This window comes from Methanolobus sp., assembly GCF_016278385.1.
Classification (GTDB): Archaea; Halobacteriota; Methanosarcinia; order Methanosarcinales; family Methanosarcinaceae; genus Methanolobus.
Genome location: NZ_JADQBY010000020.1, coordinates 41,739 through 67,669, shown reverse-complemented (window position 1 = coordinate 67,669; position 25,931 = coordinate 41,739). Strand labels below are relative to the sequence as shown.

Here is a 25,931-nt window from a genome sequence, read left to right as displayed (position 1 = left end):
AAAAGCACCTTTAGACGCTTTTTGGCGAGAAATATTTTTTAATAACAGTATCACACTCTGAGCACGATATAACCATCCAGTCACCAACATCCCTGCGTGTGTATTTCTCAAAAATTGAAGCGTGACACGTAGGACACACATAGTAATCCTTAAAATAATAGTGATAGAAATATGGTGTTGCCCCCAGCCATTCAAGCACTTTCTGCATATGCTCGAAATATCTCTTTTTAGAAGGATGATCACTGCCATTTTCAAGCACGCCTGAAACGCGGGCACTGACGTCCTTTGTATGTTTATCAGATTTCTGTGAGAGTTTTTTATAGTCGGAAATATACTTTGTGGTGTTATTAAGATACTTCAGGTAGGCACCATGCGCCTTTGGCTCACTTTTCCATATAGTTCTGAGGAAATACTCCCCCATGACATCCTCCATAATGTCTGCACAAGTAGTGCAAATACTATATTCTTCAAAAATTTTGAAGTCCTGAAGCTCTCCACAAATATCGCAGGTTTCCATTTGAACACACCCTGGTTACCTGACGGAGCGTGGAATCATTGCCTCACGAGTGAACATAATAGGGAAGATGTTGAGCACTGCAAGCAGATCGCCTTCCCTTATCCTTCCACTTTCCTGACCCAGCAGAAAGGCGGAATTTATAATACGTTCATTGTCAACAGGTTTAGCACCTCCCTTTGCGCCAACCTTAATCAATGAAACAACAGCATGGTGAGAGAAAGTACATGGAAGAGCAACCATGTCAGGGTCCAGATATATCTCTTTTACGTTGACTTTTTTGAATTCACCTGCACGTATTTCCGTATCCTCAGCAGATATCACCATCTCCCACTTTGCACGTGTGGCCATGGTAAACTCGTATGGAGCAGCCTTGACTTGCTTAGATGTCAATTCCCCATTGTCCCTGGAGACGACCTGAATTATTTCTTTCTTCATAAGTCCACCTAAAAATAAGATAGGCCTTTAACTATAAATAAGTACTGCACATCTTTCACGAATAATCATTATATACATATATCCATTATGAATTTTATTTTTTAAGAATTGTACAGCTTTTCTCTTTATGGCATTTAGTAGTAAGGATACTCTGGGAGTCTTTAATACCGTCCATATTTCCAATTACCTGCAGAACATTTTCCTTTAGGGAATGAATGTCAAAGGTCCTTACCTTCAAGAGCATATCATAAGGCTCAAGCAATTCGTATATCTCGAGCACATCTTCAATATTCTTCAGGCGATTTATTATATTGATCCTTTTACTTTGTTCGATATTAACTCCAATAAATGTTGTAACGTTCAGACCAACTTCAGAAGTATCTACTTTAACTGTAAATTCACGGATAATACCTGTTTCACGCATCTTTTCTATTCTTTTATGCACCGTAGATGTTGCCAGATCAAGATATGTTGCAATTTCTGTGCTGTGCATCCTTGAATTTGCGCAAAGGTGTTCTAGTATCGCAAGGTCAACTTTATCCATGTTAATATAATTATGCGTTCATAATAATAAATATTTCCGTATATTTGAGGATATGAATAATATGAGAATATAATCTCAAATAATAACACATAGAAAAACATATTTGAATCAAAAAATCATGAAATTTGGGAGCAATAAGGCTTTTTATTATTGAAAACCTTATACAATGAAATCCGGTGAATATACTATGAAAGTAAACGATAACTGTGTAGGATGCGGCCAATGTACTGCTTTTTGTAAACTTGATGCTATCGAAGTAAGAGGGAAGGCAAATATGACAGCTGCCTGCATAGACTGCAAAACATGTAGCGCATACTGCCCGGTTAAAGCAATAGAGGCATAGGATGAAAGCAATAATTATCGGATCAGGACTGGGAGGGTTGTTGAGCGCAGCTAAACTTTCACAATCAGGATATGAAGTAGATGTATTTGAACGCCTGCCTATAGTAGGTGGAAGATTTACAAATATCCCATACAAAGGCTTTCAGCTGAGCACCGGCGCATTACATATGCTTCCACATGGACCCACCGGACCCCTTGCACAGCTTCTCGAAGAAATCGGAGTAAATGTGGAAATAGTTCGTAGAAAACCCAATGTAGTTATAAGAATTCCCAGAAAAAGAGGAGATACCGATTACAAATATGGTCACAAGGATATTCTCTTTGAGGATTTCAGGACTCAGTTCTCACTACTTAATCGTATCAAGCTTATTTACTACATAGTAAGCACTCGTAAAAATCCGCCAACTGGACAGTCCTTTGAACAGTGGTGCAGAAAACATCTGGATCAGGACTGGACATATCGCCTCTCTGATGCATTCTTCGGATGGGCACTCAGCCTGAAGGCTGCAGATGTACCTGTAGAAGAAGGTTTTGCAATTATAGAAAACCTCTACCACTATGGAGGACCCGGCGTCCCCATGGGCGGCTGCAAAGGCATCACAAATGCTCTGGTAAATGTGATAAGATCCAACGGGGGAATAATTCATACTTCATCCGAGGTCAGCAGCCTTATTACAGAAGATGGGAAAGTTACAGGTGTTATTGCTGAAGGGAAAGAATACAACACAGATATTGTCCTCAGCGACATTGGACATCCTGCCACATCTAAAATGATCGGTGAGGAAACAGGCATTCTAGGAATGGATAAATACGCACATAACGCAGCCGAACTTAAACCTTCTGCAGGAATAAAAATATGCCTGTCTTCAGATAAAACGCTTATTGGGCATGGAGGAGTGCTGCTCACACCTTATGCAAAAAGAGTGAACGGAATCAATGAGGTTACAAATGTTGACCCAAGCCTGGCTCCGGAAGGAAAACACCTTACAATGGCTCATCAATGTGTTCACTGGAACGACATGGACAATCTTGAAAAAGAGATACAACTCGGACTTGAGGACCTTATGGATATTTTTGCAGGAAAAGAATATGAAGTACTTCTGATACAGTCATATTCAAACGATTGGCCTGTCAACAGATCACCCTCCGGTGCAGACCTTAAAAATAAAACACCAATACCAAACCTATATGTAGTAGGAGATGGAGCAAAAGGTAAGGGTGGTATAGAAGTGGAAGGAATTGCACTTGGAGTTAAGAACTCTATGCAAGATCTTTTGATAAAGTAGACTATATAATAAACATAAGTGAATAAACTTATGTAATTGCTGATTTATCAAGGAATTAATAATGGATAATTTTGTCACATTCTGTAGAAATGTTTTTGTGCCAGTAACAAACGTCTGCCGGAATAACTGCGGATATTGCACATTCAGACGAGACCCTGAAGATTCGCAGGCAAAGCTCATGAAGAGAGAGGAGATTACCCCCATCCTGGAGCAAGGAAAAAAAGCAGGATGTACAGAAGTCCTTTTTACTTTTGGAGAATATGCCGAAGAAGTGCCGCAATATAAGGAGTGGCTCACAGAAATTGGCTATTCCAATACTATAGACTATATTTGCGAACTCTGCAAAATTGCTATCGATATCGGACTTCTGCCACATACTAATGCAGGTGTACTAAACTACACTGAAATGGAAGAACTAAAACCTTTGAATGCCAGCATGGGCCTTATGCTGGAAACAACTGCAAATCTTGCCGCACATGAAGGATCACCGGGAAAGGTGCCATCTACAAGGATAAAGACAATACGTTATGCAGGGGACTTGCAAATACCTTTTACAACAGGACTGCTTATTGGCATCGGTGAAAATCTGGACGATAGGATAAATTCCCTGCTCTCTATTGCAGATTTACATGAAGAATACGGACACATCCAGGAAGTGATCATACAGAACTTCACGCCAAAGCCGGATACTCTCATGGCAGATATGCCTTCACCTACCGAAGAAGAAATGATGCAGACAATCCTGATAGCAAGGGAAATACTCCCCGATGACATTGCAATCCAGGTTGCACCTAATCTTATTGATCCGTATCTTTTGATACAGTGTGGTGCCAATGACCTTGGAGGAGTTTCGCCCACAACAATAGACTGGATAAATCCGGAAAAAGAATGGCCCAGCGTTTCAGGACTGAAAGAAATGGTACGCGAAATGACGCTGAAGGAAAGGTTGCCAATATATCCGCAATATATAAAGAAAGGTTGGTACAGCGATACTCTAAAAAATCTGATAGATAGCTTAGCAGATGAAGACGGGTATCGTAAATAATTTACGATGGGCACACGTTTTAAATAGGAATGACATGTATCGGAGGAAAATATGGACCCTACTAATATCCCAGAGGAGATCATAGAACGTGCCTACGAAGGTAAGATCACAAAGGAAGACGCTCTCTTTCTGCTGGAAATACCTCCGTTCAAGCTTTTTGAACTTGCCGACAGGTTGCGCTATGAAACAGTAGGAGATACTGTAACCTACGTGGTTAATCGTAACATTAATTTTACAAATCGCTGCATTGGAACCTGTGGTTTCTGTGCATTCAAGGATAATACAGGCTACATATTAGATATCCCGCAGATACTTGAAAAAGTGAAAGAAGCGGAAAGCCTTGGAGCCACAGAAGTCTGTATTCAGGGAGGATTACTCCCGGATGTAAACATCGACTTTTACACAGGCATAATAAAAGCAGTAAAAACTGAGTTTCCACACATCCACACACATGCATTTTCACCCATGGAAGTATACCATGCTGCAAAGAAAAGCGGAATAACTGTTGGTGAAGCCCTTATGTGCCTAAAGGAAGCAGGCCTTGACACAATGCCAGGAACGGCTGCTGAGATCCTCTCCGACAGGGTCAGAGATATAATCTGCCCCAACAAGCTCAAAACTAGCGAATGGATAGATGTTATTAGCCAGGCACACCAGGCAGGAATTAACACCACAGCAACAATCATGTATGGGCATATTGAAACCATCGAGGAACGTATCGACCACATAATGCTCATCAGGGACATTCAGAAAAAGACAGGCGGGTTCCTTGAATTTGTACCATTGACCTTTATGCCATACAATAACAAAATTGGTGACGAAATGATAAAGGTCGGAAAATATGCCACACCTGGCATACAGGATCTGCAATTGTATGCACTTGCACGCATAATACTTAACACACACATAGAGAACATTCAGGCAAGCTGGGTTAAACTTGGAAAGAAACTCGCACAAGTTGCACTATTCTGCGGTGTCAATGACCTTGGCGGGACACTTATGGAAGAAAAGATATCCAGTTCAGCCGGTTCAACAAATGGCCAGTTCATGTCCGCACAGGAACTTGAATGGTTCATCAATTCATCAGGAAGGAAACCACTTCAGAGGAACACCACGTATAAACCAATCCTCAGCGGCATCCATGAACAAATGAAACTCAAAATTGCCTGAGGAAAGAATGGGTTCTACTATTACTGACGATATTATTGAAAGTGCATACAAGGGAGAAATCTGCAAAGATGAAGCAATTTTCTTAATGAATGCAAATCCCTTTGAACTTTTCACTCTTGCAAATGATCTGCGTTATGATGCAGTAGGAGATGATGTCACATATGTTGTTAACCGTAACATCTACCTCACAAACATGTGTGCAGGAAACTGTGGATTTTGTGCCTTCAAAGATAATAAAGGTTACATTCTTTCTACAGAGGATGTAATTAAAGAAGTTGACAAAGCGCAAAATGCAGGAGCCATAGAGGTATGTGTCCAGGGAGGCTACATCCCCCAGCTCAACATGGATTACTATACTGAGATATTTGATGCCATAAGCTCCAATTATCCTGCAATGAACATACATGCACTTTCCCCCATGGAAGTATTTTATGCTGCTGGCATGGATAATATTCCACTGGATGAAGCTTTCAGCACATTGAAGGAATGTGGTGTAGGCACTTTAACCGGAACATCTGCAGAGATACTTGTGGACCGTGTCCGAGAAATAATATGCCCCGGAAAACTGACAAGGCAACAGTGGATAGACACAATTGAAGCTTCACATAATACAGGCCTTAGGACAAACTCAACTATAATGTACGGTCATGTTGAAACGGTTGAGGAAAGACTGGAACACATCTTTACTATTCGCGACATACAGCAGCGAACAGGCGGATTCACCGAACTCATACCAATGCCTTTTATGCCGTATAATAACAGGATCGGAGAAGAAATGATGCAAGGTGGAAAATTCATGACCACAGGTATTGATGATCTCCAGTTGCAGGCCTTATCAAGAATAATATTACATAAACACATAGATAATATACAGGCACCCTGGGTGAAGCTTGGAAAGAAGCTGGCACAGGTTGCATTGTTCTGCGGAGCTAATGACCTTGGTGGAACTCTTATGGAAGACAAAATAACAGTTGCTTCTGGAGGAACAAATGGAGAACATACTCCTGCAAGCGAGATTGAATGGATAATAAACCAATCAAGCAGAACACCAAAACAGAGAAATGCACTTTACGAGGCAGTATAATGAAGGCATTGATCCCTTATAAAAAGAAAAACGCCAAGTCAAGGCTTTCACCCGCACTTACGCTTGAAGAACGGGAAGAATTTGTAGAACTCATGCTAAGAGACGTTGTCAGTAGTCTCCAGGAAGCAGGAGTTAAGGAGATTGACATACTTACAACTCCAGACAACGGCGTACCAAAGGATCTTCAAGCAACGGTCGTGCTTAACGAACATGATCTTAATGAAGCTATTAATGAATACCTTAGCCATGAACAGAAACCCATATTGATAATTATGGCAGATCTCCCACTTGTTAGAGCAGAACACATAAAGGAAATAATATCCAAAACAGAAGATGTCGTGATTGTCCCGGGGAAAGGAGGAGGTACCAACATTATTTTTGTAAAAGATCCTTCCAATTTCCACGTAAAATATTATGGCTCCAGTTTCCTTAACCACTGCAATATAGCAAATGATCGGAAATGTTCAGTATATGTTTATGATTCTTTTCTATTAAGTACGGATATAGATGAGCCTCATGACCTTGTAGAAATAATACTTCATGGACATGGGAATTCCCGGGAATACGTAACAGAAAGATTTGACATGGAAACGGGCATGGCAAGAGCGAAAATTGCTTATTCAGATGCATAAATCACATATAGTGCTTATGCCATAATGGCTCCCTTAGTAATGTTATTCTAATTTAAGCATCAGAAAGATATATTTCCTCTTAAACTATTATGGACAAAATATACAAATTATATAGGTGATAATTGTGACCATCAACGTAAACAAGTTTAAATGCGGATATTGCGGCGCATGCGTAAGTGTATGTCCAACTAGCGCACTTGAATTGGTCGAAACCTGGATAGAAGTCGATGAAAAATGTACTTCTTGTGGCATTTGCGCAAAGATATGTCCGGTTGGAGCTATTGAGGTGAAAAAGTGAAGAGCGAGTACGATGTCGTGGTTATAGGTGCCGGTCCTGCTGGTTCGATTGCAGCAAAAACTGCTGCTGAGAAAGGTCTTAACGTCCTCATGATAGAAAAAAGGCAGGAGATAGGCGATCCTGTCAGATGTGCAGAAGGAGTCAGTAAGATATGGCTAAGAAAGCACATAGAGCCTGACTACCGATGGATATGTGCAGATCTAAAAGGATCCCGCATATTCGCACCAGACGGCACAATGATAGAAATGGCTGAAGAGATTGCCGGAGGAGAAGTAGGATACGTCCTTGAACGCAAGCTCTTTGACAGGGCGCTGGCATATGAAAGTGCAAAGGCCGGTGCAGAAGTAATGGTTAAAACCAGAGCTACTGACCTCATTATTGAAAATGGTTTTGTAAAAGGTGTTAAGGTTATGCACCTTGGAGAAGCATATGACATCCGTGCAAAAATTGTTATAGGTGCAGACGGTGTAGAATCAAAAATTGGCAGATGGGCAGGAATTAATACATCCCTTAAACCGGCAGACCTTGAAACCTGTGCCCAGTACCTTATGAGTGGAACAGGAGTCGATCAGAACTATTGTCATTTCTACCTTGGAAATGAAATAGCACCAGCAGGTTACATTTGGGTATTCCCAAAGGGCAGGGATATTGCAAATGTGGGAATTGGAATTCTGGGAAGTAAATCAGGTGAAAAACATGCCATTGATTACCTTAATGATTTCGTGCAAAAACATTATCCTGATGCCAGCATTCTGGAAATTGACGTTGGAGGCGTACCAGTCAGTGGTTCTATTAAAAAGACAATTGTCAATGGACTTATGCTTGTAGGAGATGCAGCCAGACAATCAGACCCAATAACCGGTGGAGGTATTATTAACGCAATGGAAGCCGGAAAGATAGCAGGAGAAGTTGCATATAATGCAATCACCAAAGGTGATGTTTCAACAAAAGCTCTTCAGGAATACGAAGACAGATGGCGTGGATCAATAGGATATGAGATAAATAATAGTCTGATAGTCAAAGAGACATTTACCGATTTCACAGATAACGAAATAAATTCCCTAGCACACTCACTGGAAGGAGTAAACTTTACCAGTATGAGTCTTCTTGACCTTTTGTATGCACTTTTTAGAGCAAACAAGAAACTCCTGTGGGACCTGAGAGTACTTTTCAAGAATGTTGTTAAGTACGAACTTGACTTTGAACGTTGATAAAGTGATTTGATTTATCACTTTATTCTCTTTTTCCACTTCTTTTTTTATGCCTGATTTTCTGCATGCGATTTTTTAACTTCTGTCACAGAGATTAGCATGGCGGAATCTATGGAATATGATATGGGTAAAAGAAAACCTATGATTAATGAAATTGAGGAAATGGAATACTACACTTTAATGAGCTATTTAGGAGTACCTTATTTTCATATAGGAGGACCCCTAGCAACAGAGAAACTTGCAGAATTATGCCACATAGACAAAAACAGCAAGATACTGATGGTTGGATGTGGAAGCGGATTCAGTGCCTGCTACCTGGCAAAAAGAAAAGGAGGTCATGTGGTAGGAATAGATATTGCAAGCACATCTGTGGAGAATGCACGACAGAAACCGTTGAAAAAAATATATAGGAACTGACAGAATTCATAACAGGTGATGCTTAAAATCTTCCTTTCAGAGAATCTTCATTTGATGTTGTAATTACCGAATTTGTATCACTATTCCTTGATAAGAGCCGGGCTTTCAATGAGTTCAGATGTTTGCTAAACACAGGAGGATATACAGGCATAAATGAAATGTACAGAGATAAAAAGATAGAACCTCATCTTAAATCAAAGATAGATGAAGCTGAAACATCTCCACAGAAGTGACTGGATTGACTTTCCAGATGAACACACCGGAAGAATGGCAACATTATTTTTAGAATGCCGAGTTTACAGATATAAGACTCCATGAGCACCGCCCGTTTCAAGGTTTCAAAGACATATTTGCCAGCTTTAAAGCCATAGGCGGTGCTCTGGATACTACAGGCCTAATAGGAAAATGCTGAAATACATAATCATGAGTAAAAAAATAAGAATACGATTTTTGAGGCTCGATAAAGGAAAACGAATATTGTTTAACAGCAGGAAAACAAGAAAACATGTAGTTTATGTCTTGGAACGGCAAGAAAAACATAAACTAAATGGATATCAGCGTTTCCAGAATTCAGGAGTAAAAAGCACTATAACCGTAAATACTTCAAGCCTACCAATCCACATATTTGCTATAAGTAACAGTTTTCCCAGAAATGGCACTCCATCAAAACTTGCCATTGGACCGACAACACCAAACCCAGGGCCAATGTTGCCAAGTGTAGCTATGGAAGATGTAATAGAACTTATAAGATCCATGCCCATAAGTGAAAGAAGGCCAGCAGATATGGCGAATATCATAATGTAAATGACAACAAAAGAAACAATTGCCTGCATTACATCATCAGGAACTGCCTTGTTGTTGAATTTTATTGGCTTTACAGCCTTTGGGTGTATGGATTTGAATAAAGCACGCTTAGCATATTTGAAGAGTAAAAGTACTCTTACTACTTTAATACCACCTGAAGTTGAGCCAGCACATCCGCCTATAAACATTACAGCCAGCAACACCACTTTTGCAGAATCTGTCCACAGGTTAAAGTCCACTGTTGCAAAGCCGGTGGTAGTAGTTATGGAAACTACCTGGAAAACTGCGTACCTGAAAGAAGTTAAAATTGTTTCGCCCATATAAGTCCAGAGGCTTAGTGTCAGTATAAGTGTTGCAATAATAACAACAAGTGAATAGAATTTGAATTCATCATCCTTTAGAAGACTGGAACGGTCAGTGTACAAGGTCCTATAGTGAAGCGCGAAATTGGCCCCTGCAATAAACATAAAGAGAGTGATAATTCCCTCAATCAGAGGACTGTTAAATGCAGCTATGCTTTGAGCATATGGAGAAAAGCCACCACACGCCATTGTTGTAAAAGTATGAGTGACAGCATCATACAAAGACATTTTAGCCAGCAACAGAGCCACAACCTCTGCAAGAGAAATAAAGAAATAGACCAACCACAAAATCTTTGCCGTTTCCCTTATCCTGGGTTTAAGCTTATCTTCGGTAGGACCTGGAGCCTCTGCCCTGAACAACTGTCGACCGGCAACCCCGAGTTTTGGAAGAATAGCAATAAAAAGCATGATGATACCCATTCCACCTATCCACTGAGTCATACTGCGCCAGAATAATATGCTCCTTGAATGGGCTTCTATATCCAGCAGAACAGTAGCTCCGGTTGTTGTAAAACCGGACATTGACTCAAAAACAGCATTTATAGGAGAGATCCCATCCAGCATAAAAGGAATTGAGCCAAAGACGGCAGCAGCAAGCCATCCAAAAGCAACGATGGCAAATCCTTCCCTTATCTTCCATTCATCCGAAGCTCCATAGCGTTTTAAAAAAAGAGTACCGATACCACCGGTGACAAGGACTGCTACTAAAAACGGATATAAAGAATCACCATAGTAAAAAGCTACAAGTAAAGGAACTATCATTATAAGTCCCAGAAACCTTAAAAGACCGCCAAGAACATTTAAAATAACACCATAATTCAAATGTATACCCCCTAAAATGACTGTTATTTAAACAGTCTTTCAACCTCTGCATTTGCGGATTGCAAGGCGAACACAACTACCCTGTCACCCTCCTCGATAACATACTCGCCCCGAGGAACTACAGTATTGCCTTTGTGAACCACCATACTGACAATAGCACCGGCAGGGAACTTCACATTTTTCAGAGGATTTCCTACTATTTTTGATTTCTTAGAAGTGGTGTACTCAATGATCTCTGCCTGCTCGCCTTCAATAGTAGTGATGGATTCTATCCCCTGTCCGAAAGTAAGTTTCAGGACTTCATTAATAGTCGCCTGTCTTGGACTTACAGCACTGTCAACACCAACCATCTCAAAAAGGGAGACATATTCTGCTCGGTCTGATCTTGCTATGACTTTTTTCACACCGAGCTGTTTGGCGAGCAAAGCACACAAGAGATTCTTTTCATCACTATTGGTCACTGATATGACCACGTCCATTTCAGAAACCCCTTCTTCCTTTAAGAGGCTAAGATCAGTACCATCACCATGAAGAACAAGAACCTCAGGAAGCTCTTGGGCAATGATAGCAGATCTTTCTTTATCAGACTCGATTATCTTCAGGTCAAAATCACTCTTTGCAACCATTTTTGCAAGATAGAAGCCTACAACTCCGCCACCAATTATCATGACTTTGCTTCTTTTTCCTTCTTTTTCACCGAAGAGATCACGCACTTCTTTCATAGAAGCAGGTTTTCCAATGACAACTATGTGGTCATTGCCTTCTATCATATCCTCACCATGTGGAATTATGACCTCTGCATTCCTGAAAAGAGCACTGACGATACAACAGTTTGCAAGATGGAGTTCCTGCATCTGTTTACCTACAAGAGAATGGTCATCTGGAACTACGAATTCCATCATCTCAACTTTGCCATCAGCAAAGTACTCAGCATCAATAGCAGAAGGAATTGCAAGTATCTTTGCAACCTCAGAAGCAAGAGACAGTTCAGGGCATACCATGATATCTATGCCTATCTGGGGTCTCTTGGCTACAGGTTTATCAATATAATCAGGATTACTAACCCTTGCTACGGTCTTCAACTTATCTTTATCTTTGACAATGAGTTTGGAAGCCATGCAGGCAACTATATTCACCTCATCAGACCCGGTCACAGCTACCAACAGGTCGGCTCGCTCCAAAAGATCATGGAGAATTGACACATTTGCACCATTGCCCTGCATAACATGAACATCGAGTTCATCGGCACGTGCACATGCACTTTCACTCTTGTCTACAACAACAACATCATTTGTCTTGTAAAGAGCTTTAGCAATATGATAACCAACTTCACCAGCACCAATTATTACGATTTTCATAATATACCTACAAAACATCATGAACAGGATATTTTAATGAAACTGAAAGCAAAACCGCATAATGTCCTTATTGGTTTTTAAATCTTACCATATGAGTGAAGCAACTATATAAATAACTGTCCAAAAAAGAGGTGAAAAGGATAAGATTGAAGCCGGGTAAGTTAGAAAAGCAACTATATCCCGGCCTCAAAAGCGCCTTTCATCTTCCCAAAGATGCCTTTGCCACCTTTTGGATTTTTAGCATCAGAACCACTTTCGAGCTCCTGAAACTTATTGAGAAGATCTTTTTGCTCCCCGGTAAGCTTTGTAGGCGTTCTGATAATAATTTTGACAAGTTGGTCCCCATGTGAATTCCCATGAAGGTGAGGCATACCCTTTCCCTTCAGACGTAGGATGGAATGTGTTTGAGTTCCGGGTTTAATGCTCATTTTAACTTTACCATGGAGTGTAGGAACCATTACATCTCCTCCAAGTGCAGCCATTGAGAAAGATATAGGCTGTTCGTAAAGAATATCGTCACCAACACGCTGGAACTTGTCATGAGGCTCTACATGGATGACCACATAGAGATCACCTGATGGTGCACCTGGACTTCCTTCTTCGCCTTCACCACGTACTTTCAGACGAAGTCCATTATCAGTACCTTTTGGCACTTTAACAGATATCTTGCGAACCTTCTTCATCTTGCCTGTACCCTTACAGGCAGGACATGGTTCCTCGATAACATTACCACGTCCATGACATGCATTACATGTACTGGTTGACATGAATCTTCCAAATGGAGTATTGCGTGCCTGGGTAACCTGTCCCGAACCATGACATGTTGAACAGGTTTTTGGGCTTGTTCCTGCTTTTGCACCGGTTCCACCACATGCCTCACAATTCTCAGCACGCGGAATATTAAGAGTGGTTTCCACTCCTTCAGCTGCCTGTTCAAGAGTTATTCCAAGGTCATAGCGGAGGTCAGAACCTCTTGCCGGACCCTGTCTTCTTTGCCCGCCACCAAAACCACCAAAGCCACCACCGAATATGTTTCCAAGTATGTCCCCAAGGTCATCAAAGCCACCGAAATCAGCTCCTCTGAAGATATCCTCCTGGCTGTAACGACCATCAATACCTGCATGACCAAATCTATCGTACTGCTCCCTCTTCTCAGTGTCAGAAAGAACAGCATACGCCTCTGATATTTCCTTGAACTTCGCTTCAGCATCCTCTTCCTTATTCTTGTCAGGATGATATTGCATTGCAAGCTTTCTGTAAGCTTTCTTTATCTCGGACTCAGTGGCATCCTTGGATAAGCCTAATATTTCGTAATAATCACGTGTTGTGGACATGGATGATTCCTGTTGTAATGTATGATGTTTATCGGATTAAAACTAAAGCTAGTAAGATACTTCAATATTAAAGTATCTTACCGCATTTATCCATGTTCTACTTACTTGTCGTCATCAACTACTTCGTAGTCTGCATCCACAATGGTTTCGTCGCCCGAATCATCTGATGAAGCTGGTTCTTCACCAGTAGATGCTGCAGCTGCAGCTTCTTCCTGGGCCTTCTGGTACATTGCAGCGGATACATCATAGATAGCTGTCTGAAGAACTTCGGCCTTTGCCTTAATATCTTCGAGATCATCACCTTCAAGAGCAGCCTTCAGATCAGAGACTGCAGCTTCAACCTTTGACTTCTGCTCATCGGTTGCTATTTCATCTGCTTCCTTGATGGTCTTTTCAGCTGCATTTACAAGAGATTCAGCCGTGTTCTTGACCTCAACCTCTTCCTTACGCTTCTTGTCCTCTTCAGCATGCATTTCCGCATCCTTCACCATCTGGTCAATTTCCTCATCGGAAAGACCACCTGGTTTCTGGATAGAGATGGACTGCTCCTTACCTGTTCCTTTATCAGTTGCAGTGACATGCAAGATTCCATTTGCATCAATGTCAAATGTAACCTCTATTTGTGGGAGTCCTCTTGGTGCTGGTGGAATACCGTCAAGAGTGAATCTTCCGAGAGTCTTGTTACCAGATGCAATACCTCTTTCACCCTGAAGTACATGTATCTCCACAGATGGCTGGCTGTCAGCTGCAGTAGAGAATATCTGACTTTTCTTTGTTGGAATGGTTGTGTTCCTTTCAATAAGAGGTGTTGATACGCCTCCAAGGGTTTCGATACCGAGTGTAAGTGGTGTAACGTCAAGCAGAAGCACATCATGGACCTCACCTCCAAGGACACCTGCCTGTATCGCTGCACCAACTGCTACAGCTTCATCAGGATTTATGTTCTTATATGGATCCTTTCCTGTTGCTTTCTTTACTAGTTCTCCCACAGCAGGCATCCTTGTGGAACCCCCTACAAGAAGAACCCTGTCAAGATCATTTGAACTTACCTTTGCATCTTTCATTGCCTGGTTAACAGCCACCATTGTCTTATCAAGCAGGTCAGCAGTCATCTTTTCAAACTGCGCCCTTGTAAGATCAATGTCAATATGCTTTGGCTGGCCGTTAGCATCTGCTGTGATGAACGGAAGGTTGATGTTAGTGGAAGTTACACCTGAAAGTTCGACCTTTGCCTTCTCAGCAGCATCCTTTAGACGCTGAAGAGCTGCCTTATCCTTGGAAAGATCAATACCTTCGTTCTTTCTGAATTCCTCGAAAAGATAATCTACAATTCTCTGGTCAAAGTCATCGCCACCCAGATGTGTGTCACCGGCAGTTGAGAGTACCTCAAAAACACCCCCTCCAAGCTCAAGGATAGATACATCAAAGGTACCGCCTCCGAGATCATAGATGAGTATTTTATGGTCTTCATCATCCCTGTCAAGACCATATGCAAGAGAGGCCGCGGTAGGCTCATTGATAATCCTCATTACGTCAAGACCGGCAATTGTACCGGCATCCTTTGTAGCTTGTCTCTGTGAGTCATTAAAGTATGCAGGAACAGTGATTACCGCCTGTGTGATGGTTTCTCCAAGGTATGATTCTGCATCTTCCTTCAACTTGCGCAAGATCATTGCAGATATCTCCTGAGGAGAATATTCCTTGCCATTGAGAGTTACATTATAATTAGACTCGCCGATGTGCCTTTTGATAGAGCTTACACTGTTCTCGGAGTTGGTGATAAGCTGCCTCTTTGCAACCTGACCTACAAGTTTCTCACCCTTCTTTGAGAAACCTACAACAGAAGGTGTTGTTCTCCCTCCTTCTGCGTTAGGAATAATTGTAGGTTCCCCACCTTCGATCACAGCCATACAGGAGTTTGTAGTTCCCAGATCAATTCCCAATATTTTTCCCATCTTTATTACCTCTTATATGAATTAGTGTAGTATGTAATTAGTTATTATACGTCATTTATATTGAAGATATCCTTCTACAAGCGCAAAAAGCATTGTAATTCTTGCGTGCTAGTTCTCAGGTTTCTTTGAAACGGTTACCATTGCAGGTCTTATGACCTTTGTATGCAGGTAATACCCTGGCTTGCAGACATCCACAACTGTGTTTTCGTCGTGTTCAGGATGTTCCACATGCATCATCGCTTCGTGAAGGAATGGATCAAATTCAGTGCCTTCACACTCGATTTTTTGCAGGCCTTCCTTTTCAAGTATCCCTGTAAACTGTTTGAAGACCATTTCAACGCCTGTGATCACAGACGATATATCATCGGTCTGTCTTGCAGATTCCAGTGCACGTTCGAAATTATCATAGACCTCTAGAAGTTCTATAATAATCTGCTCAACTGCAAATTTACGATACTCTTCTTTTTCCCGAGAACTTCGTTTCCGGAAATTATCAAATTCTGCAGTAAGACGTAAAAGTTTGTCCCGAAGCTCTACAGCCTCGTCCTTCACAGGAGATTCTGTGACTACCTCTTCGTCAACTGGTTTTGAATCTAAATCTTCACAAATCTCTGGTCCATCAGCCATTATAGATATCTCCGCATTTTCTATGCGCGGTAATGTGCATTCAGTTTAGTGATTGTTTGATGTTCTATAAAAAGCTTTTGCACCTTGACCTTGTTTTACAAGAAATAAGTTAACAAAAAAGAAATCGAATCCATCTACATCACAAACATGGCTTTTCAAAAAGCACCCTTTAACTTATGCTGTAAAACACGAATCAAAAACATACTTGCAATCATACACACCGCAAGTGCAGAAATGACTTGCTCCCATCCAAGAACTGAGATACCGCCTTCAACCGCATATTTTACACCGCTGAAAAATGCTGTTGTTGAGAAAGTTGCCACTAAAGAAACTATTGCACCGCCCGCAAGAGAACCCATATAATCTGCACCTCGCGATTCAAAATAGACTGAACCTGCTATAAAAATCACCGCAAAAATAAGAAGCATTGCGGGCATTGGAACGTCCAGACCACTTGTTACCATGTTCATTAAACCAAAAGCTACACCTACCATAAAGACTGCCATTGTAGTAGAAACTACCAGTGCCTGCACAAATGGGTTTTCAGTATTTACATCCATATTCATCCCAGTCCTCTATCAGTAATCATAGTATATAGTTATTGTTAATATATAGATATGAACTATATATTACTAAACTAATTATCTCGCTTCCAAACCCAAACATCCCAGTGAAATGCATCAGTACTCAAATAAATAGAATCATCAATCCTCACTTTTCGCAGAACACATGAAAAATGAAGAAAAAACCGGATGAAATGAAGAATATCATCGAACATATTAAAACATAGAATTGTTAAAAAATAGAGAAACAGCGATAAATGATATTATATCGCTTAAGTTTGAATTGCCTGCATACTGGTCATACAACCACATTGCGGACAATAATAAAAGAGGTTCATGCCTAATGTTAGTCTTTTCAACGATTTTCTGCAACGTACACATAATCTTTGTGTTTTGTTTTCCATTTTTTAACCCTCACTCATAAAGCATTACTGATTCCTCATACAACATCAGGGATTCCATCCTTACGGTGTTTAGCTTTGTCCAGTACCCACATATTTTGCAAATCTGTACACTCATTACATCAGCATGGAATTCACCATGACATTCCGGACACTTATTTAATGACCCCATTTTTTATACCCCGTTATTAAGACTCAAAATCATATTGAGCTTTTTTACCACAAACCGGATGGAAAACGGCAGGACGAATCAGAACCATCCTGCCTCTTTGTAGTCTACCCTTTCGTACCACCTACAAAAAATGTAGATTTCCCACCATTGTTTGCCCTTTTATGCAATTCCACCCCAATGGCCTTGCATTTGTTTAGATGGTATCTCCTCATGGATGATACCATTTTCTTTAACCCCACTCACTGTTGAGAAACTCCCAGTCCCCAACCCGCAGATGTTTTCGATTGAAACTGACTGTGTTCAATCGACATTAGTCAAATTAGTAATAGTGATATATAACATAAATCCAGTAAAAATTACGATGTTGTATCAAATTATAAAGCCGTTATAATTTCAAAAAGCATTATCAAGAAACCATTAGATAAGTAATTTGAAGAACTGTAGGTATTATATACGATACAAAACTCATATATAAAGGATTTCATCTGGAATTAATTCCCATCATACATAAATACCCATCTACAACCATACATATAATAGCAAAGGATATATCGAATAATGCAGTTGCATCCAACATGAAAATACTGCTTGCTGAATATGCAATGGGAATAGGACTGGGAGGCACACTGTTACTGGAAGGGAGAGCTATGCTTAGCACTCTTGCTGACAGTTTCACCCAACTTGGACATGAAGTTACATACCTCACTGCAGGAAGCAAGCTCAAAAACGGAACTGCTATCATATCTGATAAGAATACGTTTGAATCAACACTTGAAAACGCGGCAAAGAATAATGATGCAGGTCTTGTTATCGGGCCTGATGAACTTCTCGGAAACCTGACAGAGATTGTGGAATCATGCACAGTTAACCTTGGATGTTCGGCAGAGTCTGTGCGACTATGCGCAGATAAACTGATGTGTACACAGATCCTTGACTCTAATTCCATAAGTACACCAAAAATAGTCAGTGAAGGATACCAAGGAAGGTATGTCATTAAACCAAGGTTTGGATGTGCATCTGAAGGAGTAAGAATGACATTCCCGGAAAAGATGGAAGCTGAGAAAAAGGGATACATTGCAACCGAATACATAGAAGGGGAACACCTCAGTGTAAGTCTGGTGTGCGGTCAGAGTGTACTTCTGCTAAGCCTTAATAAACAATTTATCGAAATAAAAGAAGATAATGGAGATACAATCTTCGATTACAAAGGAAATCAGGTACCATACAAAACAGACTATGAAGATGAAGTATTCCAGATTGCAAAAAGAACTGTTGAAACGCTTGGATGTAATGGTTACGTAGGAATTGACGTCGTCTATGGAGACAGACCCTATGTTATTGATGTTAATCCCCGCCCCACAACTGCAATCTTTGGCCTGGTGAAGACCCTTAAAGGCGAAATTGGAGAACTTTTGCTAATGAACATATTTGGAAAACTTCCCGACTCAGTAATCCTTGAAGGGGAATGTTCTTTCACAAAAGATGACATTGAGGACATCATATGAAAATAATCGGAATCGATATTGGTGGTGCCAATACAAAAATTGCATCATCCGACGGAGAAATAATAGAATTGCATTATATACCGCTGTGGAAGGATACAACATTACCCACTTCACTGGAAGATATCGCAGAAGAATTGCAACCTGATAAAGTTAGTGTGGTCATGACAGGCGAACTTGCAGATTGTTTTGAAGACAAGCTGCAGGGCATAGATTTTATTATGCGCTCTGTTAATGATGCTTTTGATTGCGAAGTGAAGTATATTGATAGTAGTGGGTACTTCACCGAAAGTTCAAGTAACCTGCGTGACCTTGCAGCAGCAAACTGGGCGGCATCTTCCAGACTAATAGGTTCTGAAATAGGAGATTGCATCTTTGTAGACGTAGGAAGTACTACCAGTGACATAATACCAATCAAAGATGGAAAACATGTAGCAGGACTTACAGATTTCTCAAGGCTTGTTCGCAGTGAACTGTTCTATGCAGGAACACTCAGAACAAATCTCGTATACCTGCTTGAAAAAGTAAACGTTGCAAATGGAGAGTGCCACATCGCATCGGAACTATTTTCGACTACTGCAGATGCATACTTGCTGCTGGGAGATATATCAGAAGAGTTGTATACGTGCGAAACAGCCGATGGTGCAGGCAAAAATAAGACAGCTGCCATGAGACGACTGGCACGTGTTGTGTGCGCAGATCTGACAGAGATCTCTGCAGATGAAATATATCATATCGCCCAACAAGTCAAGGAAAGACAGGTAAACCTTCTGACTCAGGCAATATCAGTGGTTTCTGAACGAAACGGTCTTGACAGAATAGCTTCGGCAGGGCTTGGGGAATTTCTCATAAAGGAAGCAGCAGAAAGACTCGGATTCGAGTGCATTTCTGTTGCCGCTAGATGGGGACCTGATATTTCAAAGGTATTCCCTGCATATGCTGCAGCGAAGATAATGGAAGAGGAAGTGAATATTTCAAGAAAAGAATAAGTCTGATTGAAATAATATAGTTAATAGGGATTCTAAGGGAAAAAGGTGCAAATGTTATGAGGGTTGTCTTAAAACTTGGAGGAAGTATTATAAGGTATTCGCCTTCCATTATTGACTCCCTTCAGAAACATTTGGAGGGGAACAATGGCAACGATTATTCCATACTGATCGTTCCTGGCGGTGGAATGTTTGCTGATTCTATCCGAATGATTTGCGAAAAGTTCGAGATCGGTGATGATGCAGCTCACTGGATGGCTATCCTTTCAATGGAACAATATGCTCATTATATTGTAGATAAGACAGGAGTGAACTCAATCGAAAGCATTACAAATGTCCCCCCTGGGGTTTCTGTACTCTTGCCTTACAGGGTACTCAAAGAAAGCGATGGATTGCCGCATTCATGGAATGTTACCTCTGACACGATAGGAGCATGGATAGCCAAAGAGACAGGAGCGCGTTTTGTAAAGGTCACAGATGTGGATGGAGTAATGGCAGATGACATTGTCCAGAAGTGGATGACTGCAAAGGAACTTTCAAGAATGGGAATTACATGCATAGATAGCTCACTACCAGGATTTTTGATGGAAAACATGATGGACTGTGTCGTTGTCAACGGAATGTACCCCGAAAGAGTTATTGATGCTGTTATCGGAAAGAATGTAATCGGGACGCATATCAAGGGGAATATTTAAATTATATACTGCGTATGTACTGAAATCACTGACATGTTGATTTTTCAGTATTTATATTTATCACATATTATTACAGTAAGGAGATTCTAAATGGCAAATAAAGTTGATAATTGTACCACATGCAACAAGAGGCTTGTGGAAGCAGGTTATGTACGTTTCCCATGCCCTGTTTGTGGCGGAGAGCTTGGAAGATGTATAAGCTGCAGACAGCAGAGCAACCCATATAAATGCCCTAAATGTGGCTTCACAGGTGCATGAGGTAGATTGAATGGGCGAAGTAGCAGCAACTATTAAAATTATGCCTGTGGATGTCGATACAAACCTCGAGGAACTTAAAGACAAACTTATCGCATCACTTCCTGAGGGCGCAGAATACGGTACCCACATGGAAGAGCCTATAGCATTCGGACTTAAGGCCATCAAAATGGTTGTAATCGTAGGTGACCTTGAAGGCGGCACTGAATCCGTAGAGCAGGCTTTTGCAGCAGTTGAAGGTGTTGAGAGCGTAACTGTAACAGAAGTCGGAAGACCTGTCTAAACCTCTCCATAATTTCTTTTTTCATTCTTTTTTGTAACTTTTGTATTTTTTGAACCTGTTATGTAGAAAAAGGTCAGTACGTTCGCAACGTTAAGGTGGAGGGTTCAAATACCGCCGGTTAAGAGCAATAGATTCCGGAGAGTCTTCTATTTTACTATTATCTATTGCATATACCAACCAAAAAAGAATTCCTTTTTCTGAAGTCCTACTCCAAAACCGGAACATAGTTTTTTATATCAAAGAATCCTTGAAGTTATTGACAGTTAACTTACTGTCGGGTTAAGCAAAGGTAAATTCCATTGGGCTACTCCTTTTAGCTTATTGCTAAAGCAAAGGGTACATCGTATGGATTACGGGATAAAGATTCCCGTCTCAATAGAAACTGCTACATTGTCACGATCAAAGAAATAACAAGGTAAATTATACAATTACTTGTGTCCTATGATTAGTGGGTTTGTTCCGGCTGCAAAATTGTAGACTTAGTAAGAATCATAGAACGAATCATGCGAATTATCTTAACTCGATGTTAATATGTCAAATAAACAACAAAGGAAATCAAATAAATGAGAGATAATAGAAGCAGTGGATCAAGAGGCGGAAGCGACAGAAGCGAAGGCGGTTTCAGAGGCGGAAACGGAGGCTCCAGAGGTGGAAGCGGAGGTTTCAGAGGCGGAAACGGAGGCGGAAACTTCAGGTCAACCGGCCCAAGAGAGATGCACAAGGCAACCTGCGCAGACTGTAATCAGGAAACTGAAGTACCATTTAAGCCAACTGAAGGCAGACCTGTGTACTGCAGGGAATGTTTCCAGAACCACAGGCCACCAAAGAGATATTAGACCCACTTGATCTGATATTCAACTAATTTTAAAAACCGAGGCAAAGTATTCGCATGCTTTGCCCAATACTCTTTTTCCAATATTATATTTCATTACAGATAGACCATTGTTCATAGATCATCCACGTACAAACAACTATATACAAGGCATTTCCATGTTTTTTATAGCTTTGTGAGTGATATGTATGATGTTGGCGCTGAGGATTTTCATTGCTCTTATATTGACAGTTACATCAGTAACTACTGTAAATGCGGCATTTACAGGAGATTGTAAAACCTGCCATTCGGGAGAATATGATGCATGGGATACATCTCCTCACTTCACTAAAACAGTTATAAGTAATAAACCGAGTGTAGAATCATGTTTTCGATGTCATGGCGCCAGTACATCACACCTTTACAGCAGATAGTATGGAGAGGTGGTGCTGGAAGCACCAGAGTGTAAAATATGTCACCAGCCTCCGATGGAGGGTTTTGACTCACATATCACAACCCCTTCTGAAGCAATACCACAATCATACATATCTGCAGAACTTTGCGGAAACTGCCATACAGGGCAACATGAAGATATCTACAATGAGTGGAACGAATATAGCAGTAATGACTTTGACCCATAATCAATGATGAGTCATTCAGAACCCTCATATATTGAAGATAGCATTGTGCTTAACTTCAGTACCTGTATGTCCTGTAAAAACACAGAAGGTACCATACTGAACATTGAGGATGTTAGCCTGTATGACCGAAGTGAAGATAATATGCCGGAAATGGCGGAAAAACTGTTCAATTCTTTAATAGCAGAAGGAACAGGTGGTAGCAGTGAAGAACATAATTGAACATCCGGCTTTGCAACAAGTATATCGCTCACGGTAATCGCTGTGATATCATTAACGTTGAGAAAAGAAGGGAAAATAAATAAAGGAAAACTAAAAGGTGTACATTATCTTTTTCATCAGCCTTTGAAGGATTCAGAGCTGAATAAATACTGCTAACCCATCATACACAATCTATTTTAAATTCTAACAACCACTGTTAATAAATAAAAAATACAATGATATATACTGGAAGTTGTGAAAAACCATGGAACTAACCTTATTCACAGACATCGGGATAATATTCGGACTCTCTATAATCATATTGCTTTTATTCAACAAGATGAAATTGCCTTCTGTATTGGGATTCCTTGTCACCGGTATGCTGGCAGGGCCACACTGGTTAGGAATAATCAGCAGTGTGCATGAAGTAGAAGCACTTGCAGAGATAGGCATTATTCTCCTCCTCTTCACCATTGGCGTAGAAATGTCCATCAAGGAACTCTGGGATATCAAAAGGTCTGTCCTGCTTGGTGGAACTCTGCAGATAGCAATAACTATTCTGCTTGTCTACTACATTTGCATCTTTTTCGGACTAAGTTCAGGAACAGCCCTATTCATAGGTTTTCTTATATCATTGAGCAGTACTGCTATTGTTCTCAAACTACTTCAGGAAAAAGCGGAGATTGATACACCACACGGAAAAACATCGCTTGGAATACTGATATTTCAGGACGTAATCATCGTCCCGATGATACTCATAACACCAATTATAGCAGGTGCTCCTACAGAATCTACTGACACATTGACCCTATTCCTGCTCAAAGCCGTCGGGACAATAGTACTGGTCCTTGCAAGTGCAAAGTGGATAATTCCGGCCCTGCTGTTCCAGATAGTAAAAACAAGAAACAGGGAATTATTCCTTTTAAGTATCGTGTTTATTTGTCTGGCTACTGCCTGGCTCACTTCCAGTATAGGACTATCACTTGCCCTTGGAGCTTTCATGGCAGGTCTTATAATTTCAGAATCAGAGTACAGCCATCAGGCCATGGGTAACATAATGCCATTCAGGGACATCTTCATGAGCTTTTTCTTTGTTTCCATTGGCATGTTGCTTGATATCAGTTTCTTTACCAGTAATTTAGTTTACCTGCTGGTTCTGGCAATTGCTGTGATAATTATAAAATCTGCCACTGCTGGTCTTGCAACATTCATCCTGGGATATCCCCTGCGTACAATAATCATCACAGGACTGGCACTTGCACAGGTAGGAGAGTTCTCATTCGTACTCTCTACCGTCGGTCTTGAATATTCCCTTCTTGACCAGAACATGTACCAGCAATTCCTGGCAGTTTCCATCATCACAATGGCACTAACTCCCTTCATAACAGCATCTTCACATGGAGTTTCAGACAAGGTAATCAAGACAGTCCCATTCCAGAAACTCATCAATGGATTCTACGCGAACGGTCTCACTGCAAAGAATGAAGATGAAAAAATAAAAGACCACTTGATCATAATCGGGTATGGATTTAATGGCAAGACTTTATCACATGCAGCAAGGAATGCAGGAATACCATATGTGATAATAGAAACAAACCCTGAAACGGTACGTCAGGAAAAGAAGAAAGGTGAAAAGATACACTATGGTGATGCTAGCCACGAAGCAGTACTTAATTCTGCAAACATTGATTCTGCAAGAATACTAATCGTAGGTATATCAGATCTTGTTGGCACAAGAAAAATAATCGATACGGCAAAAAGGCTGAATCCAGATATATACATCATCGCCAGAACCCGTTATATAAATGAAATGAAAAGACTCAATGACCTTGGTGCTGATGAAGTGATTCCAGAGGAATACGAAACATCTGTTGAGATATTTGTACGCCTACTGAAAAAGTACCTCGTTCCTGAGGATGATATTGATAATTTTACCAAGGAAATTCGGGCAAATGGATACAGCATGTTGAGGAAATCCTATTCAGAAGAACAGGAAATGAGCTTTAACTTAAAAGATGAGCTTCCAGGTATGGAAGTAAGTACTTTTAAAGTTGGAGAAAACTGCCCTGTGGACGGAAGAACACTCAAAGAACTCAATATAAGGACAAAACATAAGGCAACAATTCTGGCCATACGCAGAGATGACGCTACAATCACAAATCCGGACGGTGATGTTCCTATATATTCAGGAGATGTCTGTATCGTACTTGGGAAACCGGAAAAACTGCACAGCATCAGAGAATTGTTCAAAGAGTCATCCGATGACACATAAGTTAACGAACTATACCCCAATGTAAAAAAATTATATTCTATAGATACAGTCCAATTGTGTGTTGAGCAAGATGAAACTCGATTGAATACCAATTGTTAATAGGTAATAAATGACAACTTACCACAAATTGCACTTTAATAACAGTAGCAAAAGACATAATATAAGATATCTGCAAAATTAAGAGTTTAAATCATTCTGCCCAATAAGTTACAGGTTTATAAATAAAAAAGAAAAAAGGGTTCTGTAGAAAAACTATCTAAATCAACATCATTGGGCTAAAATCTGCAGTTACTATCAATACTGTGAAGCGCATTTAAAACAATTGCTAACTGGGTTTATAGCTTAAACATCGAGGATTCTACTAGGTATCCACTAGCCTTTTATAGATGAATACTCCAATAAGATATGATCATTTATGAGAACTCATGATCCCAGATAATGAGGGATATTGAGGAAATATAAAATGGGAAACACGCTAAAAACAACTTTGTTATTGGCATCTTTGACCGGTTTACTGGTTATAGTGGGGAGGCTTGTAGGAGGTCCATCTGGAATGATTAGAGAGAATTCCGATAAACCCCTTCAATAAAAGAGTACTGCCTAATTAAATATAAATATAATCAAATGAAATTGATATTTAGGGAGAAACTTACTGATTTTGATCTCAATAAAGAATATAAACGCCTTCAATCTGTTGGAGACAGGCTTGCCGAAATAGAATCACTGATCAATTGGGAACTTTTCCGTCTGATTCTCGAACCCATATATAACAATAGAACAGCTTCAGCCGGAAAGCCTGAAGCTGATGTTATCGTTATGTTCAAAATACTTGTTTTGCAACAATGGCATAATCTTTCTGATGCCGAACTTGAAAGGCAATGTATCGATAGAATATCGTTCAGGAAACGC

Annotated in this window: 28 protein-coding genes and 2 pseudogenes; 20 read left to right on the top strand and 10 right to left on the bottom strand. The window is 40.5% G+C overall.

Going from position 1 to position 25,931, the window contains the following annotated elements; translation table 11 throughout:
- Positions 1 to 10 precede the first annotated feature (10 nt).
- The 3 genes from QZZ23_RS09135 to QZZ23_RS09125 form a co-directional block, all read right to left on the bottom strand.
- Positions 11 to 517: a hypothetical protein gene (locus tag QZZ23_RS09135; protein ID WP_292469182.1), complete on the bottom strand. Its 507-nt coding sequence runs from the start codon at positions 515 to 517 to the stop codon at positions 11 to 13.
- A 15-nt stretch (positions 518 to 532) separates the two neighbouring features.
- Complete coding sequence (locus tag QZZ23_RS09130) at positions 533 to 952, bottom strand: DUF22 domain-containing protein (protein ID WP_292469180.1); 420 nt, start codon at positions 950 to 952, stop codon at positions 533 to 535.
- Between the two features lie 94 nt (positions 953 to 1,046).
- Positions 1,047 to 1,496: an Lrp/AsnC family transcriptional regulator gene (locus tag QZZ23_RS09125; RefSeq protein WP_292469178.1), complete on the bottom strand. Its 450-nt coding sequence runs from the start codon at positions 1,494 to 1,496 to the stop codon at positions 1,047 to 1,049.
- Positions 1,497 to 1,683: 187 nt separating this feature from the next.
- On the opposite strand from QZZ23_RS09125, the gene QZZ23_RS09120 reads away from it, so the two are divergent.
- The 10 genes and pseudogenes from QZZ23_RS09120 to QZZ23_RS09075 form a co-directional block, all read left to right on the top strand.
- A complete protein-coding gene (locus QZZ23_RS09120) occupies positions 1,684 to 1,839 on the top strand; it encodes a 4Fe-4S binding protein (RefSeq protein WP_292469176.1) in 156 nt (51 codons plus the stop codon).
- Position 1,840: 1 nt separating this feature from the next.
- Positions 1,841 to 3,124 carry an NAD(P)/FAD-dependent oxidoreductase gene (locus QZZ23_RS09115; protein WP_292469174.1) on the top strand — a complete coding sequence of 428 codons (1,284 nt, stop codon included), beginning with the start codon at positions 1,841 to 1,843 and terminating at the stop codon, positions 3,122 to 3,124.
- Between the two features lie 61 nt (positions 3,125 to 3,185).
- Complete coding sequence (gene cofG, locus QZZ23_RS09110; protein WP_292469172.1) at positions 3,186 to 4,169, top strand: 7,8-didemethyl-8-hydroxy-5-deazariboflavin synthase subunit CofG; 984 nt, start codon at positions 3,186 to 3,188, stop codon at positions 4,167 to 4,169.
- 51 nt (positions 4,170 to 4,220) lie between these two features.
- Complete coding sequence (gene cofH / locus QZZ23_RS09105) at positions 4,221 to 5,339, top strand: 5-amino-6-(D-ribitylamino)uracil--L-tyrosine 4-hydroxyphenyl transferase CofH (RefSeq protein ID WP_292469170.1); 1,119 nt, start codon at positions 4,221 to 4,223, stop codon at positions 5,337 to 5,339.
- A 7-nt stretch (positions 5,340 to 5,346) separates the two neighbouring features.
- Entirely contained in the window at positions 5,347 to 6,423 is a 1,077-nt protein-coding gene (cofH, locus tag QZZ23_RS09100) for a 5-amino-6-(D-ribitylamino)uracil--L-tyrosine 4-hydroxyphenyl transferase CofH (protein ID WP_292469168.1), read from the top strand.
- A complete protein-coding gene (gene cofC / locus QZZ23_RS09095) occupies positions 6,423 to 7,055 on the top strand; it encodes a 2-phospho-L-lactate guanylyltransferase (RefSeq protein WP_292469167.1) in 633 nt (210 codons plus the stop codon). Before cofH (QZZ23_RS09100) ends, cofC begins: the two co-directional genes overlap by 1 nt.
- A 124-nt stretch (positions 7,056 to 7,179) precedes the next feature.
- Positions 7,180 to 7,353 carry a 4Fe-4S binding protein gene (locus QZZ23_RS09090; RefSeq protein ID WP_292469165.1) on the top strand — a complete coding sequence of 58 codons (174 nt, stop codon included), beginning with the start codon at positions 7,180 to 7,182 and terminating at the stop codon, positions 7,351 to 7,353.
- Positions 7,350 to 8,564: an NAD(P)/FAD-dependent oxidoreductase gene (locus QZZ23_RS09085; protein ID WP_292469162.1), complete on the top strand. Its 1,215-nt coding sequence runs from the start codon at positions 7,350 to 7,352 to the stop codon at positions 8,562 to 8,564. Before QZZ23_RS09090 ends, QZZ23_RS09085 begins: the two co-directional genes overlap by 4 nt.
- Before the next feature lie 111 nt (positions 8,565 to 8,675).
- Positions 8,676 to 8,981 carry a class I SAM-dependent methyltransferase gene (locus QZZ23_RS09080; protein ID WP_292469159.1) on the top strand — a complete coding sequence of 102 codons (306 nt, stop codon included), beginning with the start codon at positions 8,676 to 8,678 and terminating at the stop codon, positions 8,979 to 8,981.
- Between the two features lie 38 nt (positions 8,982 to 9,019).
- Positions 9,020 to 9,214, top strand: a pseudogene (locus QZZ23_RS09075) (hypothetical protein); the annotation flags it as partial.
- Between the two features lie 321 nt (positions 9,215 to 9,535).
- Here the strand turns inward: QZZ23_RS09075 and QZZ23_RS09070 are convergent.
- The 7 genes from QZZ23_RS09070 to QZZ23_RS09040 form a co-directional block, all read right to left on the bottom strand.
- On the bottom strand, positions 9,536 to 10,969 hold the full coding sequence (locus QZZ23_RS09070; RefSeq protein ID WP_292469156.1) for a TrkH family potassium uptake protein: 1,434 nt from the start codon (positions 10,967 to 10,969) through the stop codon (positions 9,536 to 9,538).
- Between the two features lie 23 nt (positions 10,970 to 10,992).
- Complete coding sequence (gene trkA, locus QZZ23_RS09065; RefSeq protein ID WP_292469153.1) at positions 10,993 to 12,327, bottom strand: Trk system potassium transporter TrkA; 1,335 nt, start codon at positions 12,325 to 12,327, stop codon at positions 10,993 to 10,995.
- 173 nt (positions 12,328 to 12,500) lie between these two features.
- A complete protein-coding gene (gene dnaJ / locus QZZ23_RS09060) occupies positions 12,501 to 13,661 on the bottom strand; it encodes a molecular chaperone DnaJ (RefSeq protein WP_292469150.1) in 1,161 nt (386 codons plus the stop codon).
- Positions 13,662 to 13,762: 101 nt separating this feature from the next.
- Complete coding sequence (gene dnaK, locus QZZ23_RS09055; RefSeq protein WP_292469147.1) at positions 13,763 to 15,616, bottom strand: molecular chaperone DnaK; 1,854 nt, start codon at positions 15,614 to 15,616, stop codon at positions 13,763 to 13,765.
- 108 nt (positions 15,617 to 15,724) lie between these two features.
- Entirely contained in the window at positions 15,725 to 16,243 is a 519-nt protein-coding gene (gene grpE, locus QZZ23_RS09050) for a nucleotide exchange factor GrpE (RefSeq protein ID WP_292469145.1), read from the bottom strand.
- Between the two features lie 155 nt (positions 16,244 to 16,398).
- Positions 16,399 to 16,809: a heat-shock protein gene (locus tag QZZ23_RS09045; RefSeq protein ID WP_292469142.1), complete on the bottom strand. Its 411-nt coding sequence runs from the start codon at positions 16,807 to 16,809 to the stop codon at positions 16,399 to 16,401.
- 411 nt (positions 16,810 to 17,220) lie between these two features.
- Entirely contained in the window at positions 17,221 to 17,379 is a 159-nt protein-coding gene (locus QZZ23_RS09040; protein WP_292469140.1) for a hypothetical protein, read from the bottom strand.
- A gap of 575 nt (positions 17,380 to 17,954) precedes the next feature.
- Here QZZ23_RS09040 and QZZ23_RS09035 point away from each other — a divergent pair.
- From QZZ23_RS09035 to QZZ23_RS08990, 10 genes and pseudogenes are all read left to right on the top strand, one after another.
- A complete protein-coding gene (locus QZZ23_RS09035) occupies positions 17,955 to 18,884 on the top strand; it encodes an ATP-grasp domain-containing protein (RefSeq protein WP_292469139.1) in 930 nt (309 codons plus the stop codon).
- The gene (locus tag QZZ23_RS09030) at positions 18,881 to 19,870 is read left to right on the top strand and encodes a hydantoinase/oxoprolinase family protein (protein WP_292469136.1); all 990 of its coding nucleotides are present in this window, start codon (positions 18,881 to 18,883) and stop codon (positions 19,868 to 19,870) included. Before QZZ23_RS09035 ends, QZZ23_RS09030 begins: the two co-directional genes overlap by 4 nt.
- A 56-nt stretch (positions 19,871 to 19,926) precedes the next feature.
- A complete protein-coding gene (locus QZZ23_RS09025; protein ID WP_292469134.1) occupies positions 19,927 to 20,562 on the top strand; it encodes an amino acid kinase in 636 nt (211 codons plus the stop codon).
- A gap of 90 nt (positions 20,563 to 20,652) precedes the next feature.
- Entirely contained in the window at positions 20,653 to 20,820 is a 168-nt protein-coding gene (locus QZZ23_RS09020; RefSeq protein ID WP_292469132.1) for a zinc finger domain-containing protein, read from the top strand.
- A 10-nt stretch (positions 20,821 to 20,830) separates the two neighbouring features.
- A complete protein-coding gene (locus tag QZZ23_RS09015; RefSeq protein WP_292469129.1) occupies positions 20,831 to 21,100 on the top strand; it encodes an elongation factor 1-beta in 270 nt (89 codons plus the stop codon).
- Between the two features lie 563 nt (positions 21,101 to 21,663).
- Positions 21,664 to 21,936, top strand: coding sequence for a CxxC-x17-CxxC domain-containing protein (locus QZZ23_RS09010; RefSeq protein WP_292469128.1), 273 nt, complete (start codon positions 21,664 to 21,666; stop codon positions 21,934 to 21,936).
- A 421-nt stretch (positions 21,937 to 22,357) separates the two neighbouring features.
- Positions 22,358 to 22,552 carry a hypothetical protein gene (locus tag QZZ23_RS09005; protein WP_292469125.1) on the top strand — a complete coding sequence of 65 codons (195 nt, stop codon included), beginning with the start codon at positions 22,358 to 22,360 and terminating at the stop codon, positions 22,550 to 22,552.
- Positions 22,553 to 22,555: 3 nt separating this feature from the next.
- Complete coding sequence (locus tag QZZ23_RS09000; protein ID WP_292469123.1) at positions 22,556 to 22,771, top strand: hypothetical protein; 216 nt, start codon at positions 22,556 to 22,558, stop codon at positions 22,769 to 22,771.
- Positions 22,772 to 23,015: 244 nt separating this feature from the next.
- Entirely contained in the window at positions 23,016 to 25,022 is a 2,007-nt protein-coding gene (locus QZZ23_RS08995; protein WP_292469121.1) for a cation:proton antiporter, read from the top strand.
- Positions 25,023 to 25,646: 624 nt separating this feature from the next.
- A pseudogene (locus QZZ23_RS08990) lies at positions 25,647 to 25,925 on the top strand (transposase); the annotation flags it as partial.
- Positions 25,926 to 25,931 lie beyond the last annotated feature (6 nt).